Here is a 13,774-nt window from a genome sequence, read left to right as displayed (position 1 = left end):
TTGTATAGGTAAAATAAAGCAAAAAGACCCCCAGAAGGGGGTCCAAAAAAAGGTTCGATATTATCCGAGCAATTTAAGAACGGATTGTGGAGCAGAGTTCGCTTGTGCCAACATCGCTGTACCTGCTTGTACCAGGATTTGGTTCTTCGTGAACGACGTCATTTCAGTAGCCATATCAGCGTCACGAATACGTGATTCGGAAGCGGACAGGTTTTCTACCATTACGCCCAAGTTATTAACTGTGTGCTCCAGACGGTTTTGCACGGCACCAAAGGTAGCGCGTTGAGTGGAGACTGTGCTGATTGCCGATTTAATAGCATCGATAGCTTGATTCGCCTTTGTTGCATCAGCGCCCGAAACTGAAAGATCGCTCAATTTCATAGCAGCGCTACCAAGATCTGCAGGCGTCAAAGAAGCTAACTGAATAGAAATTTCAGTGTTAGCATCCGATCCAATCTGGAAGTCCACCTTATTGTTATTATTCAGCAAGTTAATACCATTGAAGTTAACTGTTTTAGCAATGTTACTGATTTCACCAACAAGCTCTTTAACTTCCAATTGGATTTTTTCGCGGTCCGTGCTGTCGTAAGTTCCGTTTGCTGCTTGGTTAGCCAGCGTGTTCAGACGTTGCAGCATCGAGTGAACTTCGGTCAAAGCACCTTCAGCCGTTTGAATCAGGGAGATACCGTCTTGAGCGTTGCGTTGCGCTTGCGTCAAACCATTGATTTGGAAGCGCATTTTTTCGGAGATCGCAAGACCAGCAGCGTCGTCCGCAGCACGGTTAATCCGATAACCGGAAGACAATTTTTCCATTGTCTTGCCCATTTGCGTGTTGTTGAAGTTCAGGTTGCGGTTAGCGTTCAATGCGCCAACGTTCGTGTTGATAAACATTCCCATTCTAATCATCCTCCGTGATTGGTTTATATTGGCTACATCCTTGTGGCCTAATCAATATATCGGCATCGTTAAAATATAACTTTATACCTATCCAAAGAATTTTCCTTATTTTTTTTCGTCAAAATAAATAGAATGATATCCTCTTCGATTCATGCCGTAATAAGCGTTCATCAGCACCTTTTGGTCCTTTACTGTCCGCAAATCACCGCCCGTTTCATGGATCGAATCGCTGAGCCGGGCTTCAATCATCTGCAGGTAGGCCTGGATGTTCTTCATCGTCTCTGCTAAAGCCGCATCCTGAATTTCTTTTAAAGTTGGAAATTCCAAAGCCATACGATCAATCCGTCCTCTGATCTCCTCCCACTTTTCCGCCGACTGCAGATAAATATCCGTCATGCGTTCCAGCGACTCCTCAGGCGATATTAACTCCAACTGATGTTTCGTACACTCAAGCAATTGGCCGTAAAGCTCCCGATATTCCGCCATGATTGAAGTGTCGTGATTATCCAAGGCTGACTTCCTTTCCGATTTGCTCCCAAGCAGACTGCAGCTCTTTGAGATGACGGATAACCTCTTCTACGTAGTCGGCGTTTTTCTTGATGTTAGCCTGCACTAATCTATCAATTAAATATACATAAATATTTTTTAAATTACGGGCCAATTCGCCGCCTTCCGGCTCATTCAAGGAAGTCATCAATTCATAGATAATGTCTTGGACCTTCTGTATGTACTTGTTGGTATCTTCCAAGCTTCCGCTTTGAATGGCTTTATGGGCCCGTTCGGCAAATTGCACGGCTCCATTATACAGCATTAATGTGAGGCGGTGAGGCGAAGCCGTCTCATATTTATTTTTTTGATAGCTTTGGTAAGCATTGGGCATAGCCATGGATTGTTCATCTCCTAAAAGGAACTATAAAAACGATCAACTACTGGACGACATTAACGAACTTAGCTGACCGGCCATCCAGGATTGTTGTTTTTGCAGCTTCGACAACGCTACTTCCATTTGGTCAAATTGTTTCTTAAGCCTCTCCTCTTTTAGCGTTAATCTTGCCTCCATATTTTCCATTTGTTCATCAATAAAATCGATGTCTTGTTCGAGCCCTTTCTTTTTCAAATCCATCAGACCGTTGGCCTTAGTATAGTTATATAACCGGTCCTTAGCCAGAGTCCCTAGCCCCGACTCGCCATTAAACAATTCTTCTACAGCGTTCGGATTATCTGTCAATTTCTTCTTAAACACTTCTTTGTCAAAGGAAATCTCACCGGTCATTTCCGAAGCAGATTTTTTCCCTTTATCGATTTCCAGGCCAATATCGCTCAAAAGTCTAAGGTTATCCGCACTTCCAGAAACACTGCTGATGATATCGGACAATTCTGTGCTTAGCTGTCTTAGCAGAGAGTCGCTTTGGAGATTCGTTTTAAAATCTTTATAAGAGCCGTCCGCATTCTTTTCGTTCTCAATCTTTTTGGTGTTTTCGCGAATAAGTTTAACAACATCATTGTACGCATCGACAAAAGTCTGAACTTTTTCGGCAATCTTATCCACATCCTGTTTGACCTCTACATTGACTTTGGTGTCTTCGGCCAACAGCTGCAGGGTTACCCCGGGAATCGCATCCTTTACCGTGTTGCTGGAACTGGTAATTTCTATACCGTTAACTTTTAAAATGGCCGGTTGCGCCGTTACTTTATTTTCTAGAGTAAACGAGCCGGTACCGCTCATGTCGATTGTCTTCCCGTCTTTGGCCGTGACGACCAAGCTCTTATATCCATCGGATGTTTGAACGACGGAAGCCTGAACATCGCCGAACTGCTTATTGATTTGCCCTGCGATGGTCGAAAGCGCATCACTATAACTTTTATTGGTTAAGTCCAGATCATCGCTCAGGACAAGACTCTTTCCCCCAATCGAAATCGACTTGGCTGCAGCCAGATCATCAGCGCTAAACTTAATGTCTTTGCCGTCCGCATCCTTAACCTGAATCGAGGTTGTTGCATTCATCTGCTGCTTGGCTAATTTCGTAACTTCTACGGTATAATTGCCGTTGACCGAAGCTCCTCCGCCCGTAGCCGTCAATTTGGTCGTGTCGGAACTGACTGCGCTGCTGACTTGAAAAGAACCGAGGTCCGTGAAAGCCGAAGCTGCGTCCCGCAGGTTTTTCAATTTCAAATTAATGCTATTAAAAATACTTTTGTTGTTTGTAATTGTACTTTTTTTAGTTTCCAGCTTCTTATAAGGAACTCTTTCAATATCCATTAAGCCATTTATGATATTCTGGGTATTCATACCCGATGCCAAACCCGATAAAGCTACTCCCATGATCTACACCTCTTCCTCTCGTTTTAAATTTTTTCATCAAAAAACATGCCGATTAATTCCTTCATCTTGACCGAAAGATCGATGAGAAATTCCGGCGGCAGGCTGCTTAAGACTTCTTGCGTCTTCGCATCCAGCACCTCTACGTACAATTGCTCTGCATCCTCGTTGTACTTGAATTTGAGTTCCTTGCCCGAGGCCGCGATCGACTCGTTAAGCTTCTTGATTTGCTCCTCTAACTTCGCCTGTTCATCCTTGGTCAGCGCATGAACTCTTTGCTCTTCAATTTTGCTGCTGTTTTGAGCAAGAGATGGGGTCGTCTTTGACAAGCCGTAATCCCCGGACCTTAACTCTTGAACATTTGCATCCAACCGATTCAGGTTCATAACCCAACCCACCTACCTTCAAAATGATTTACATTTTAAATTTTTTTAGCAGGTCCAGGATTTGTTCTTGCTGCAATAGACTGGTTTGCTCCTTTGCCGCCAAATTTTCGGCAACGATTCCTTGGTACAACTCTTGGCGTAAAATAGATACATCCTTAGGGGCCACGAAGCCCAGCTTGATTTGATCGCCTTCGATCCCCAAAATCTGCACTTGGATTTCGTCTCCGATCATAACCGCTTCTCCGATTTTCCTTCTCAGGACCAGCATCTACACGCCTCCTTTTTGTATAAGAAGGGGATGCCGGATCGGAAACTCCTGATCCTTGATAATATACTGGCATCCTTTATGCGAATTCGGAGCAAGAAGGACCGGAGCCATCAGATTTACAAACAGTTCGCTCGACTGGACATTGACGATAAGCATCACGCCCACATCATCCGGTGATGAAAGTTCCAGCGAGTCCACGATTTCTTCCGGAATGCGAAAGCTGTAATTTTCAACCACCTGATGAGAAGGTAGTAAAATAAAACTGACTTCATCCTCTAAAGAATGCAATACATAGAAAGGAGTGTCCTGCATAGGAAGCAACGCATACTGCTTGATTTCAGGAATGCCCAAAATTCCAGGTTCGAAGGAGTAAATCTGCTCTTCCTTAACTTCAAGCACCCCGTATGTCTCACTATGAATCTGCATCATTTTGGAAGTGCTCCTCTCGGATCAACTTGAATTTCTGGGGGATAAATCCGGAAGTCGATAATCACTCCCTGCTTTGGAAGAGCTTCGATCGTCACTTCCTTTTGTCCCTTTCGCATGTATCTTTCGTGGGCAATGTGACCGAACACGTTTTTTTCGCCCGAGGAAATATTGGCCACCCGGTCACCTTCCTGAGCCTTGGAAGCAATATCCCTTAATATCGCCGCCTGAGCTTGTCCGTCTAATTCCCTCGCAAGTGAACGTGGACGTTTCAGATCCAAATCATCATAAACGCCTGTCCAATCGGTTTCCAATTCGGGAGGAGTTAGGCGAACGTTAATTTCCGCCGGTCTATACTTCCCCCAGTCATTTGGCAGGATGGCGCTAATCATCGCAGGAAGTCAACCAGCGACGTCTGCATAATTCTCGCTCCCGTGGACAAAGCTGCTTGAAGTACATTTTCTTTCATCTTCAAATCCACGATTGCTTCCGGATAATTTACGTCGGCGACGTTTGATCGTTGTTCCTTTATATTTACCTGTTCATCCTGAATCCGGTTGATCATTAGATCAAACCGGTTCATTCGCGCACCTATCTCCGACCAACTGACATTAATGCGGTCGGAAACAACGTCGATATTATCGATGGCCGCCTGAATTCCGGCCTCATTATTGGTATCGAGCGCATTCGCCAGATCGTCCAGAACCTTAAAGACATTATTTGTTCCGGCTTCTCCGAATACAACTTCGCCGGTAATGCTTACCGGCACCTTTACGGACGGGCTTACGTTAAGATAAAACAATCCCGGATCCGTTTCTGCGTTAGCCGCTCCATCTACGGTATAGGGAGCCTGATCCGTTTTCTGCCCGTTAAACAGGTATCTACCGTTAAAGGTGCTATTACCGATAGTAACCATTTGTTCCTTTAACTGTTTGATTTCCGATGAGATCGTTTGTCTTTGCTGTAAATCCAAAGTCCCGTTGGCCCCTTGAAGCGCCAAGGTACGCGCACGCTTCAGCACATCCGATGCCTGCTGCAGCAAAGAATCCATCGTCTTCAAAATCTCCGTGCCTGTCTGCGCATTCGTCAAAAACTCCTGGCTCCGCGCCAAGTCGGTATCGTATCGCATTTGATAACCGGTTCCGATCGGATCGTCGCTCGGTTTGCTGATTTTTTGCCCGGTTGCCAGCTGCTGTTGGCCGGTCATCATCGCCGTGTTGATATTTCTCACGTTTTTTAACAGCTGCAAGTTCTGCATCATACCTGTTACACGCATTCCATAAACCTCCCTATAAATCCAAAGCTAAGCTATCTATGTTATAAACCTACCCGGCCCATTTGGTTGATGACCCGGTCGAGCATTTCGTCCACCGTGGTCATATTGCGCGCTGCGGCATTGTAGGCTTGTTGGAATCGAATCATGTCAGCCAATTCTTCGTCCATCGAGACGCCGCTGACAGATTGGCGTTGGATTTGCAGATTGTCCGTCATCGTTTGTTGATTCTCGTAGTTCCTTTCCGTATTGCTGGCGCGGATCCCCAAGTCGGCGGTCAATGCCCGGAAGTAGTCGTCCGTTGTCCCCTGCGACAAAGAAGTAAGCGCGTTAGGGAAAGTAAAGAGACCGTCCCGCAAGCTGGCAATGGCATTCGCAATGTCGCTGTTCCCGCGGATAACTTTGTTTACTCCATCTTTTACCTCATACTGTGAGGAAGCGGCAATTTTATTGGTATCGGCAAGAATTGCCGGATTCACTTGAATATTGTCAATCGAAAACGCCCCGCCGTTGGATACGAAAAAGGGAATTCCCGAAGAAGTAGGCTCGGTAAGCGTGTAACCCAGTTGATGAAGTCCGTTAAAGCCTTTCACCATGATATCCATGGAAGAAGTGATCTTGGAGCCCGCAGGTATCGTGGTGCCGGCAACAACCGTCCCCATGCCTTCCACCGTTACATCGTTCAAAGCGACAATATCACTGGAAGCGATGTAACCATTGCTTAAAGTGACTTTAATATCCCCTGTCACAAGCGTGCTGACCAAACCGTTCAACTGGTTGCGGATCGTATCGGTTTCCTGCAGCGATTGAACGTATCCATACAGTTGACCAGCCGTTGCCGTGGTGGCGTTAGCCGCAGTCAAAGGGGTCACCGCTTCTCCGTCCAAAACATTGACGCCTGCGGACGTAATGCTGACCATACCGTTTTCATCCTCGGTAAACTGAACGTCAACGATCGTCGACAACTTATCGAGCAGCAAATCCCGCTGGTCGCGGTAGTCGTTGGCATTGTCGCCAAAGCTTTCGTTATCGCGGATCAGCACATTCAATCTCGCGATATTTTCCACGATATTGTTGGCTTCCTGGACCTTCTTGTCTATGTTGGAATTCACATCGGTCGATAAATTGGTCAGCGATTCGCTGATATGCTTCAGCGTATCCACCAGGTTGCTGGCGGCCCCGGCCACGGCTACACGCGCGCTAAGGAGGGAGGGATCGCGGTTCAAGGTCTCCCAGGAATTCCAGAAATCGTCCATCACCGCGCTAAGTCCGCTGCCCGAAGGCTCGTTCAGAATATTCTGAATGGACGTCATCGTCGAATTCAGTACTTCCCAGGAGCCAAGCAGTTGGTTCTCCCGGCGGTATTGGACATCCAGAAAGCTGTCCCTTACCCGAGTAATACTGGTGTACTCAACCCCGGTGCCCAATTGCCCGGGCTGCTGGCTCTTCGTCATCCCCATAGCCCAAATCGGGTCGGCTTCGGTAAGATTCACGCGTTGCCTGGAATAACCTTCAGTATTGGCATTAGCTATGTTGTGCCCTAACGTTTGCATCGAAGTGGTATTTACGAAAAGGGCTCGCTTGCTGGTCTCTATTCCATGAAAAGTGGAGGTCATTTTGTCCCATCTCCTCTACGCGTTATATATGGATCAAGCTCTTGTATCAAACATTCTTCGGGTCGCGGATTTTCTGTCCTGTCCCGTCGGCGGCGAATAGGTTGTATCATCGTCTTCGTTGCCGATCATTAAATTCAAGGAAAAATCGATAAACGAAAGATTCTGCTTAATCAATTCCTGATTCAGCGCGTTCACCCGTTTCACCTCAGCCAAACGGCCCTCCAGTTTCTCCTTTAACTCCATCAGCATTCGTTTCTCTTCGGGGTCAAAGACGAGTCTTGATATTTCCGTAATCGTCAAGTTCAGTTTTGATTTGATTCCCTTGGACTGCAAAAACGTCTGGGCAACCGTTAGAAGCTGCTGTTCCAGCTCTTCAATCGATTTCAGCATTTTGGATTCACGCGACAAGATGCGTACCAATCCATCAAAGTCACGGTCTAATATAGCCTGTTTTTTTTGCAGCATCATTTCCAATAAAGCCGATTGCTGCGCATCCATTTGCGACAAGCTGCCGATGATTAACTGAACTGACATAGCCGCCCCCTAATTATCATTGAAAAAAGATTTGAAGTACGGAACGAGCTTCTCCGCCAGTTTCTTGGCGTCTACCTGGTACGTTCCCGCGGACACCTGCGATCTCAAATCCTCGATTCTTTTGGCGCGTTCCGCGTCCGTGCCTTCCTCCTGCGCCTTGAGAAGCTCTTTGGCCTCCTCGGAAATAGAAAGTTCGTCCTTGCGGCGTGCTCTACTGTCTGTATCTTTACGCTGGGAATCCAGTTGGCGTTGATAATTGTTAATGGCTCCGGCCCGTCCGGTTTCATTGATTTTCATGGGCTCCACCTTTCTTTCCAAATAAAAAAGCCGATAATCTTTACTAAGTTTATCGGCGGCGTTTGAATCATTTTTAATAGCGAACTATTGGTTTATAAAGAATATTATACCGAACCGACGGTCTTTTTGTCGATTACGGATTACGGAATTTGTCGATGGCGTTGTAGGCTCCTTGTCCGGTTCTTTCGTTTAAGCCGGCCGTTTTTGGCGCATCATCTCTAGTAGCGGCTGTTAAATCGCGAGTCAAACGGGTACGGCAGGAATCGCACATATTGCCTTGCCGAATCAGCACCCCGCATACCTCGCAAGGATACATCATATTCGGGTTGTTGGCGACCGAAATGCGTCCTTCCTTGATGAACTTGGTAATTTGCCGGATCGAAACGCCCGTTGCCTCGTGGACCTCCTGAATTGTAGCCAACTTCTCCTCACGTAAATAATCCAGGCACTTCTCGTACTCCTCTTCGATCTCCTTAATGCAAGAGGGGCAGATGTCTCTGAAATTATTGGCAAACAATCTCCCACAACGCGGACAATTCCCAAGATTCATACCCATGCTTAATCGTCCCTTCACATAACATCTATATAATGTTAGATTACTCTATTCGAGGGGGATTCGTCTATATCTTTTACATAAGGATCGCCCAAAAAATGTAAGAATCAGGAACGGGCCCATGTCAAACTGTAAACCTCCGCCCGGCGCCCCAACCGCCCGCAAATATCATGCAGCGCCTTGGAGCATGATTCCACGGTGCTGCCTGTCGTATAAACATCATCGATCAGAACAATGCGCACGGGAGGCGCAGGAGGATCGGCAAACTTGATGGCTGTCGCATCCGGGAAAGTAAAGGCCGATGAAACGGAATGCTGCCCCGTCCTCGTTACACCGGACTCGGCGACATGCCCGACGGGGGCGGTTTTACCAAACCAGCGGTCAGCAAGAAGGGAAAAACCGCTTCGCTTCCGGCTGGCGGCCGCCAGAGCCGCCGACAGCTGCTGTGCCCCGTGAATGTCCGGCTGAAAAACGTCATGCAAATCCCGCAGCCGTTCCCAGCGGCTTTTAAAGCTTTGTTTTTCGGTATGCCGGGAGCGCTCCACCAAACTAAGCAGCGGAAGACGTCCGGCTGCGGCAACGCCGTAGGCCAGGCGCTTGGCCTGGTTAAATCCCCGTTCCTGCATGCGGTCGCCGCTGACCGGCACATAGGTAACGGCATCAAACCGGAAACGCCCAAAGCCATAAGCTTCTTCCAACTCCCGCAACATCGCCCTGTATGCTTGAGCCGTCATTCTGGCAAGCACCGCCCCATAAGATTCATTTCCTCTGAATTTATACTGGGCTAACCATTCGCGCATTACCGCGTTATAGCTTACCGCGCTGCGGTTCATCACAAAACTGGAATGCGAACGTTCCGGTCTGCTGCAATCCGGACAGCCCACGGGCCGCCCGCAAAACCGGCAGCGGATTTGCTTGATCCAAGGAATCGAAAGGTAGCAGGACATGCAGATTTCCGGATAACCCCGAACGCGGTCGGAAATCGTCTTGCCGCAGGTTAAGCACGGAATTCCCGGAGGAGCAAGCAGGGTATGCAGCGAGGAGAACACTCCCGCCAAAGGGGAGTTCCCCTCCGTTAAAGCGTATTGAACTCCTGGCGACGGCAAGCGGAGCCTGCCGCCCGCCGCATAGGCCCGCGTCCCGCTCCGTCTTCTTCTGCGGGGCCCCCGAACCGCCAAACTTTGGGATGACTTCGTCATTTAGACTACCTCCTTTTGTTTCAAAAAACCGCCCCTTAGCGCGGCCTTGTTCATCCAGCGAATTTGCCGCAGAGCTCCGCGCTGGGACTTCGTCCATTCATGCGAGGCGAAGATCACCGTCCCGTTCGGGTCATCCTTTGAGCGCCCCGCCCGTCCGGCCATCTGCACGAGGGATGCTTCATCGAACAGGTCGCTGTCCGCATCCAATATGTATACATCGCTTCGCGGCACCGTAACGCCGCGCTCCAAAATCGTCGTGGTCACCAACAGCCTGATTTTTCCTTCGCGGAACTCCAGCACCTTCCGATTCCTTTCCTGGTCCTGGGAAGAGGTTCCCGCAAGCGGCAGTCCGGGAAAACAGCCCCGGAGCAGCCCCGTAAGCGGCTCGATCTGCCGGATGCGGGTGACGAACATAAAAATTTGCGCGCCGCGGCGGACCGATTCCTCCAGGGGCCAAAGCAAGCTGCGCGGAAGGGAGCGGCGGCGCAGACAGGTCCCGACCGGGTCCATCGCAATCCGAACCGGAACCGGGAGCGGATGGCCGTGGAAACGGGCCGGCACTTTGGCATGAGGCAGCCTTCCGGCGCGAATTTCCCGCTGCATGGCCGGGGGCGGCGTGGCGGACAAAAAAATGAACCGTCCGTCTCTTTTGCAGGCCGCCTCTGCGGCAAATTCCAACATCGGGTCGTTATGATACGGAAACGCGTCGAGTTCATCGATGATAACCAAATCGAAGGCCTCGTAAAAACGCATCAATTGATGGGTCGTGGAAATAAACAACCTGGCCTCTTCCCAGCGCTGCTCGCTCCCGCCATACAGCACCGCCATGGGCACATCGGGAAAAACTTTGGCCACCCGCGGCGCCAGTTCAAGCACCACGTCCCGGCGGGGCGTGGCGACCAGCGCTCGCCCTCCTTGGTCCAACACGTAACGCAACAGCGGAAAAATCATCTCCGTCTTGCCGGCCCCGGTCACGGCCCACAGCAAAAACCGGGGAGGCCGGGCATCCGCCGGCCTGCCGAAGGGCAACAGGCGCAAAAGCCGGGCAAAGGGTGCGGAGCGGGGGACGGCAGGTTGCCCGGGCGGGTTGGCCAAAGCCTGCTCCGCCGGGGGCTCAGGCGAATGCGCCAAGGGCCCGGGCAGTTGCGTCAAAGGCTCGGGCGGATGCGGCAAAAGCTTGTACGACTGCGGCAAGAGCTTGTACGACTGCGGCAAGAGCTTGTACGACTGCGGCAAGAGCTTGTGCGCCTCCGTTAAGAGCTTGTGCGACTGCGGCAAGGGCTTGTGCGACTGCGTCATGGGCTTGGGCAGCTGCGCCAAGGGCTCGTGCGACTGCGTTAAGAGCTTGTGCGACTGCGGCAAGGGCTTGTGCGGCTGCGATAGAAAGCGCAGCGCCTGCCCCGCCGCGCTGCGCTGCGCGGGGCTCAGCCCCCACCGGTCCAGCAGGGACGCGGCGGGGGCCACGGCCGAGCCGCCCGCCGCCTGCGGCGCCGCGGGCGGCTCGGCGCCAGCGCTGCCGCGAAGCAGCAGCGCACAAGAGCGGCTGCGCCCCAGCGCGAGGCAGGCCTCGCAGTAGGCGCAGCCGCGGGAGCCGCACGCCCCGCAGGGCGTGCGGCGGTGCACTTCGCTGCCGCAGCGCCGGCAGCGGTGGCCCGCCCGGGCCCGGCGCCAGCGCGGGCCCGCTTCACCTCGGGCGCGGCTTGTCCCGCCCACGCCCGAGGTGAACCGCACGCGCCCCTGCAGGTGCGCGAGCTGGGCGGCGGAGCGCCATGCCGGCGCAAGGCCCGGCAGGCGCTCCGCCAGCAGCTGCTGGAGCTCCGCTTCCAGCAGCGACCTGCCCGCGAGCGCGTCCGCAAGCCGCCGCGCCTCCTCAAGCGTGTGCACAAGCCACGCTTCCCCTGCGGCAAGCCACTCCCTCTCCACCGAATCGGCCTGACTTAAAAAAAGCTTGTTATCCCGGTTATCCTTCCATCCCCGCTTGCTATCCCGCCATGCCTTTGCGTTTTCACCGCCTCCAGGCACGCTTTCCAACAACCTGAGACCTAGCGGAGTCAAGCCCGCCTCCCCTCTCCATAACCAGCCATGATTTCCCGTCAAATTCAAATCCTTTTCCCCGGCTCTCCTCGGCGTATTGCTCAAATTCACTCCACTTAAGGAACTCAAACGTTCTGCATTTTTCCGAACGCCCCCCCGTTCATCATCGCTTAGCTTCTTTTCGGCCGCGAGTTCCGGCTTCAAGCCAAGCTTTAAAAAGCCCTCCCAATCCCTCTCATTCCACCGGTCCATCGCCTCCTGCGTTTTAAACCGGCCGCGCAGCTTCACCGCCCAACCCAAGGGCAAACCGTCCGAAAGCAGATATATCGCCGAGGCCCCGAGTCCAGCTCCCGCATGATGTGAAAATCCAGCGCCGCGCAGAACCCCGTTTGAACCCACGGTCCCGCCGGCCAAGATCGGCCCATCGGTTAAACCCATCTTTTTCTTCACTCCCTGTCTTTCAAGCCCCCCTTGCCCATTCAAAACGTCCACAACACTGCATGCTGCTGCATCCCCCTGATCCCCCAGCCTCATCCACCGGCTTCCTCCCACAACCCACCAAAGCAAATCAACCCGCAAATCCAAACTGATCCAAAGCCGCCACTCCGTCATGAGCTTTACCGCATACAAACCCGCCTTCATTTCCACCTCTCCCCGCCAAAAAACAGCAGTTTATTGCATACTTCAACAATTACAATATAATTCCTCCATTTACTTATATTCCTTCAATATTTTTTGCTTCTTTTTTGTGGCATTAAATCTGACAAGATACATCTTCTATCCACACATATTCTAACGGTTGCCACAAACGCTATTTGTCCCAAAAACGTTGGTTTCAAATTGTAACGGTTGCCATAGCGCTTATTTCACAGAAATCAGGCTATTTTTGCTTAGATTCAGGCAAATAACGACGCTTACAACCGTTAGAATTTAGAAAAGGTCTTTTTCCGGAAAATAGCCGCTGCTACAACCGTTAAATTTCCGGGCAGCCTTTTTGGGGAATCTTGAGCAAGAATTAATGCAACGCTGGTGCCAAAACGCTTGATTTCAACGAAATAAGGTTATTTCGGTCCGTTAGCCCTCCCCACGTACTCCGAGCAGCTTCGTCCAGTCCCTGTCAAGCCCCGGTTTCGGTTCTAAGCCTTTTTTTCGACATCCCCTTTCTTCACAAACCGCAAGACGCAAAAAAGCACACCCCTCCGGCCTATGGCCTGATAAAGAGTGTGCTTCACACTTTGCGCCGCGCATCCCGATGCGCGAGTATAAAGTTATGATTTTGTTTCGGCTCACTTATTGGTATTCGCTGCGGCTCGGCGTTTTCCTGCAACCCCTGGTAATTTTTTGAAACCCAATAATCGGTGCGCTTCCAAAACCTCGTACGCTCCCAAACGCAGCCTGATGCGAACATATGACTTGGCGGCTTACACATGGACATAGGGAATCTTACCCGCCTCCTGCGGAATACGAAGGTCGATGCAAACAGGAGCGTCGCCAGCCGTTTTGGCAGCCTGCGCCTCCACATCTTCTTCCCGGACCGCTGCCAGCCCGATAATGGTCAACTCCATATCGCCTTGCGCCTGCAGCTTTTGCATAATTGCAAGCGTATCATCCTCCGAAGCCTCGTCGAGCACCGTTACCCGCAGCGGCAATCCGCGCAGTCTCGCATACCATGACAATGCCCGCAAATACCATTCCATTTGGCTCTCATGATTGCTCGTCACCAGAATATAATGCATCGTTTTGATTGTAGACTTCCGCCGTAAATATATCCCGTGCAAAAAATGAACCAGCGCCGCGGCCAATCCGTAGCTAAGCAGGACCCAACCCATATAGGGAACCACGGAACTCACCTCCTTTGTAGAGGTAGTTCAAAAAGTCATCTTTTAATCACGAAGCAGATCATGAAGCGGATTCGACGTCGAATCTTGAATTCAGCCGGGCCTTCCGTTGCTCACGTAGGCTCCTCCTACG

The 13,774-nt window shown here is 50.8% G+C and carries 16 protein-coding genes; all 16 read right to left on the bottom strand.

The window, feature by feature from the left end; all coding sequences use genetic code 11:
- Nucleotides 1-60 precede the first annotated feature (60 nt).
- Nucleotides 61-897 (bottom strand): flagellin N-terminal helical domain-containing protein, encoded by an 837-nt coding sequence (locus tag DYE26_RS26610; RefSeq protein ID WP_036619311.1) that lies wholly within the window; start codon nucleotides 895-897, stop codon nucleotides 61-63.
- Nucleotides 898-1,002: 105 nt separating this feature from the next.
- Nucleotides 1,003-1,407, bottom strand: a complete 405-nt coding sequence (locus tag DYE26_RS26605) for a hypothetical protein (protein WP_036619309.1) — start codon at nucleotides 1,405-1,407, stop codon at nucleotides 1,003-1,005.
- On the bottom strand, nucleotides 1,400-1,783 hold the full coding sequence (gene fliS / locus DYE26_RS26600; protein WP_036619307.1) for a flagellar export chaperone FliS: 384 nt from the start codon (nucleotides 1,781-1,783) through the stop codon (nucleotides 1,400-1,402). The genes DYE26_RS26605 and fliS overlap by 8 nt, the downstream gene beginning before the upstream one ends.
- Nucleotides 1,784-1,819: 36 nt before the next feature.
- On the bottom strand, nucleotides 1,820-3,220 hold the full coding sequence (fliD, locus tag DYE26_RS26595) for a flagellar filament capping protein FliD (RefSeq protein WP_036619305.1): 1,401 nt from the start codon (nucleotides 3,218-3,220) through the stop codon (nucleotides 1,820-1,822).
- A 23-nt stretch (nucleotides 3,221-3,243) separates the two neighbouring features.
- Entirely contained in the window at nucleotides 3,244-3,603 is a 360-nt protein-coding gene (locus DYE26_RS26590) for a flagellar protein FlaG (protein WP_036619304.1), read from the bottom strand.
- A gap of 28 nt (nucleotides 3,604-3,631) precedes the next feature.
- Nucleotides 3,632-3,871 carry a carbon storage regulator CsrA gene (gene csrA / locus DYE26_RS26585; RefSeq protein WP_036619302.1) on the bottom strand — a complete coding sequence of 80 codons (240 nt, stop codon included), beginning with the start codon at nucleotides 3,869-3,871 and terminating at the stop codon, nucleotides 3,632-3,634.
- Nucleotides 3,872-4,300 (bottom strand): flagellar assembly protein FliW, encoded by a 429-nt coding sequence (gene fliW, locus DYE26_RS26580; RefSeq protein WP_036619301.1) that lies wholly within the window; start codon nucleotides 4,298-4,300, stop codon nucleotides 3,872-3,874.
- Nucleotides 4,297-4,689: a DUF6470 family protein gene (locus DYE26_RS26575; RefSeq protein WP_036619299.1), complete on the bottom strand. Its 393-nt coding sequence runs from the start codon at nucleotides 4,687-4,689 to the stop codon at nucleotides 4,297-4,299. Before DYE26_RS26575 ends, fliW begins: the two co-directional genes overlap by 4 nt.
- Nucleotides 4,686-5,573 carry a flagellar hook-associated protein FlgL gene (flgL, locus tag DYE26_RS26570; protein WP_036619298.1) on the bottom strand — a complete coding sequence of 296 codons (888 nt, stop codon included), beginning with the start codon at nucleotides 5,571-5,573 and terminating at the stop codon, nucleotides 4,686-4,688. Before flgL ends, DYE26_RS26575 begins: the two co-directional genes overlap by 4 nt.
- Before the next feature lie 41 nt (nucleotides 5,574-5,614).
- A complete protein-coding gene (gene flgK, locus DYE26_RS26565) occupies nucleotides 5,615-7,186 on the bottom strand; it encodes a flagellar hook-associated protein FlgK (protein WP_036619296.1) in 1,572 nt (523 codons plus the stop codon).
- Nucleotides 7,187-7,219: 33 nt separating this feature from the next.
- On the bottom strand, nucleotides 7,220-7,720 hold the full coding sequence (locus DYE26_RS26560) for a flagellar protein FlgN (RefSeq protein ID WP_036619295.1): 501 nt from the start codon (nucleotides 7,718-7,720) through the stop codon (nucleotides 7,220-7,222).
- A 9-nt stretch (nucleotides 7,721-7,729) separates the two neighbouring features.
- Nucleotides 7,730-8,017: a flagellar biosynthesis anti-sigma factor FlgM gene (gene flgM / locus DYE26_RS26555; protein ID WP_036619294.1), complete on the bottom strand. Its 288-nt coding sequence runs from the start codon at nucleotides 8,015-8,017 to the stop codon at nucleotides 7,730-7,732.
- Between the two features lie 133 nt (nucleotides 8,018-8,150).
- The gene (locus DYE26_RS26550; RefSeq protein ID WP_036627427.1) at nucleotides 8,151-8,567 is read right to left on the bottom strand and encodes a TIGR03826 family flagellar region protein; all 417 of its coding nucleotides are present in this window, start codon (nucleotides 8,565-8,567) and stop codon (nucleotides 8,151-8,153) included.
- Nucleotides 8,568-8,677: 110 nt separating this feature from the next.
- A complete protein-coding gene (locus tag DYE26_RS26545; RefSeq protein ID WP_051985219.1) occupies nucleotides 8,678-9,769 on the bottom strand; it encodes a ComFC family protein in 1,092 nt (363 codons plus the stop codon).
- Entirely contained in the window at nucleotides 9,770-12,445 is a 2,676-nt protein-coding gene (locus DYE26_RS34395) for a helicase-related protein (protein ID WP_244927446.1), read from the bottom strand. It lies immediately after the preceding gene.
- Nucleotides 12,446-13,224: 779 nt separating this feature from the next.
- Complete coding sequence (locus tag DYE26_RS26530; RefSeq protein ID WP_036619291.1) at nucleotides 13,225-13,644, bottom strand: hypothetical protein; 420 nt, start codon at nucleotides 13,642-13,644, stop codon at nucleotides 13,225-13,227.
- Nucleotides 13,645-13,774: the final 130 nt, after the last annotated feature.

Source organism: Paenibacillus macerans (assembly GCF_900454495.1).
Taxonomy (GTDB): domain Bacteria; phylum Bacillota; class Bacilli; order Paenibacillales; family Paenibacillaceae; genus Fontibacillus; species Fontibacillus macerans.
The sequence above is the reverse complement of the archived record's forward strand: the minus strand, read 5'-3'. Positions and strand labels throughout refer to the sequence as shown.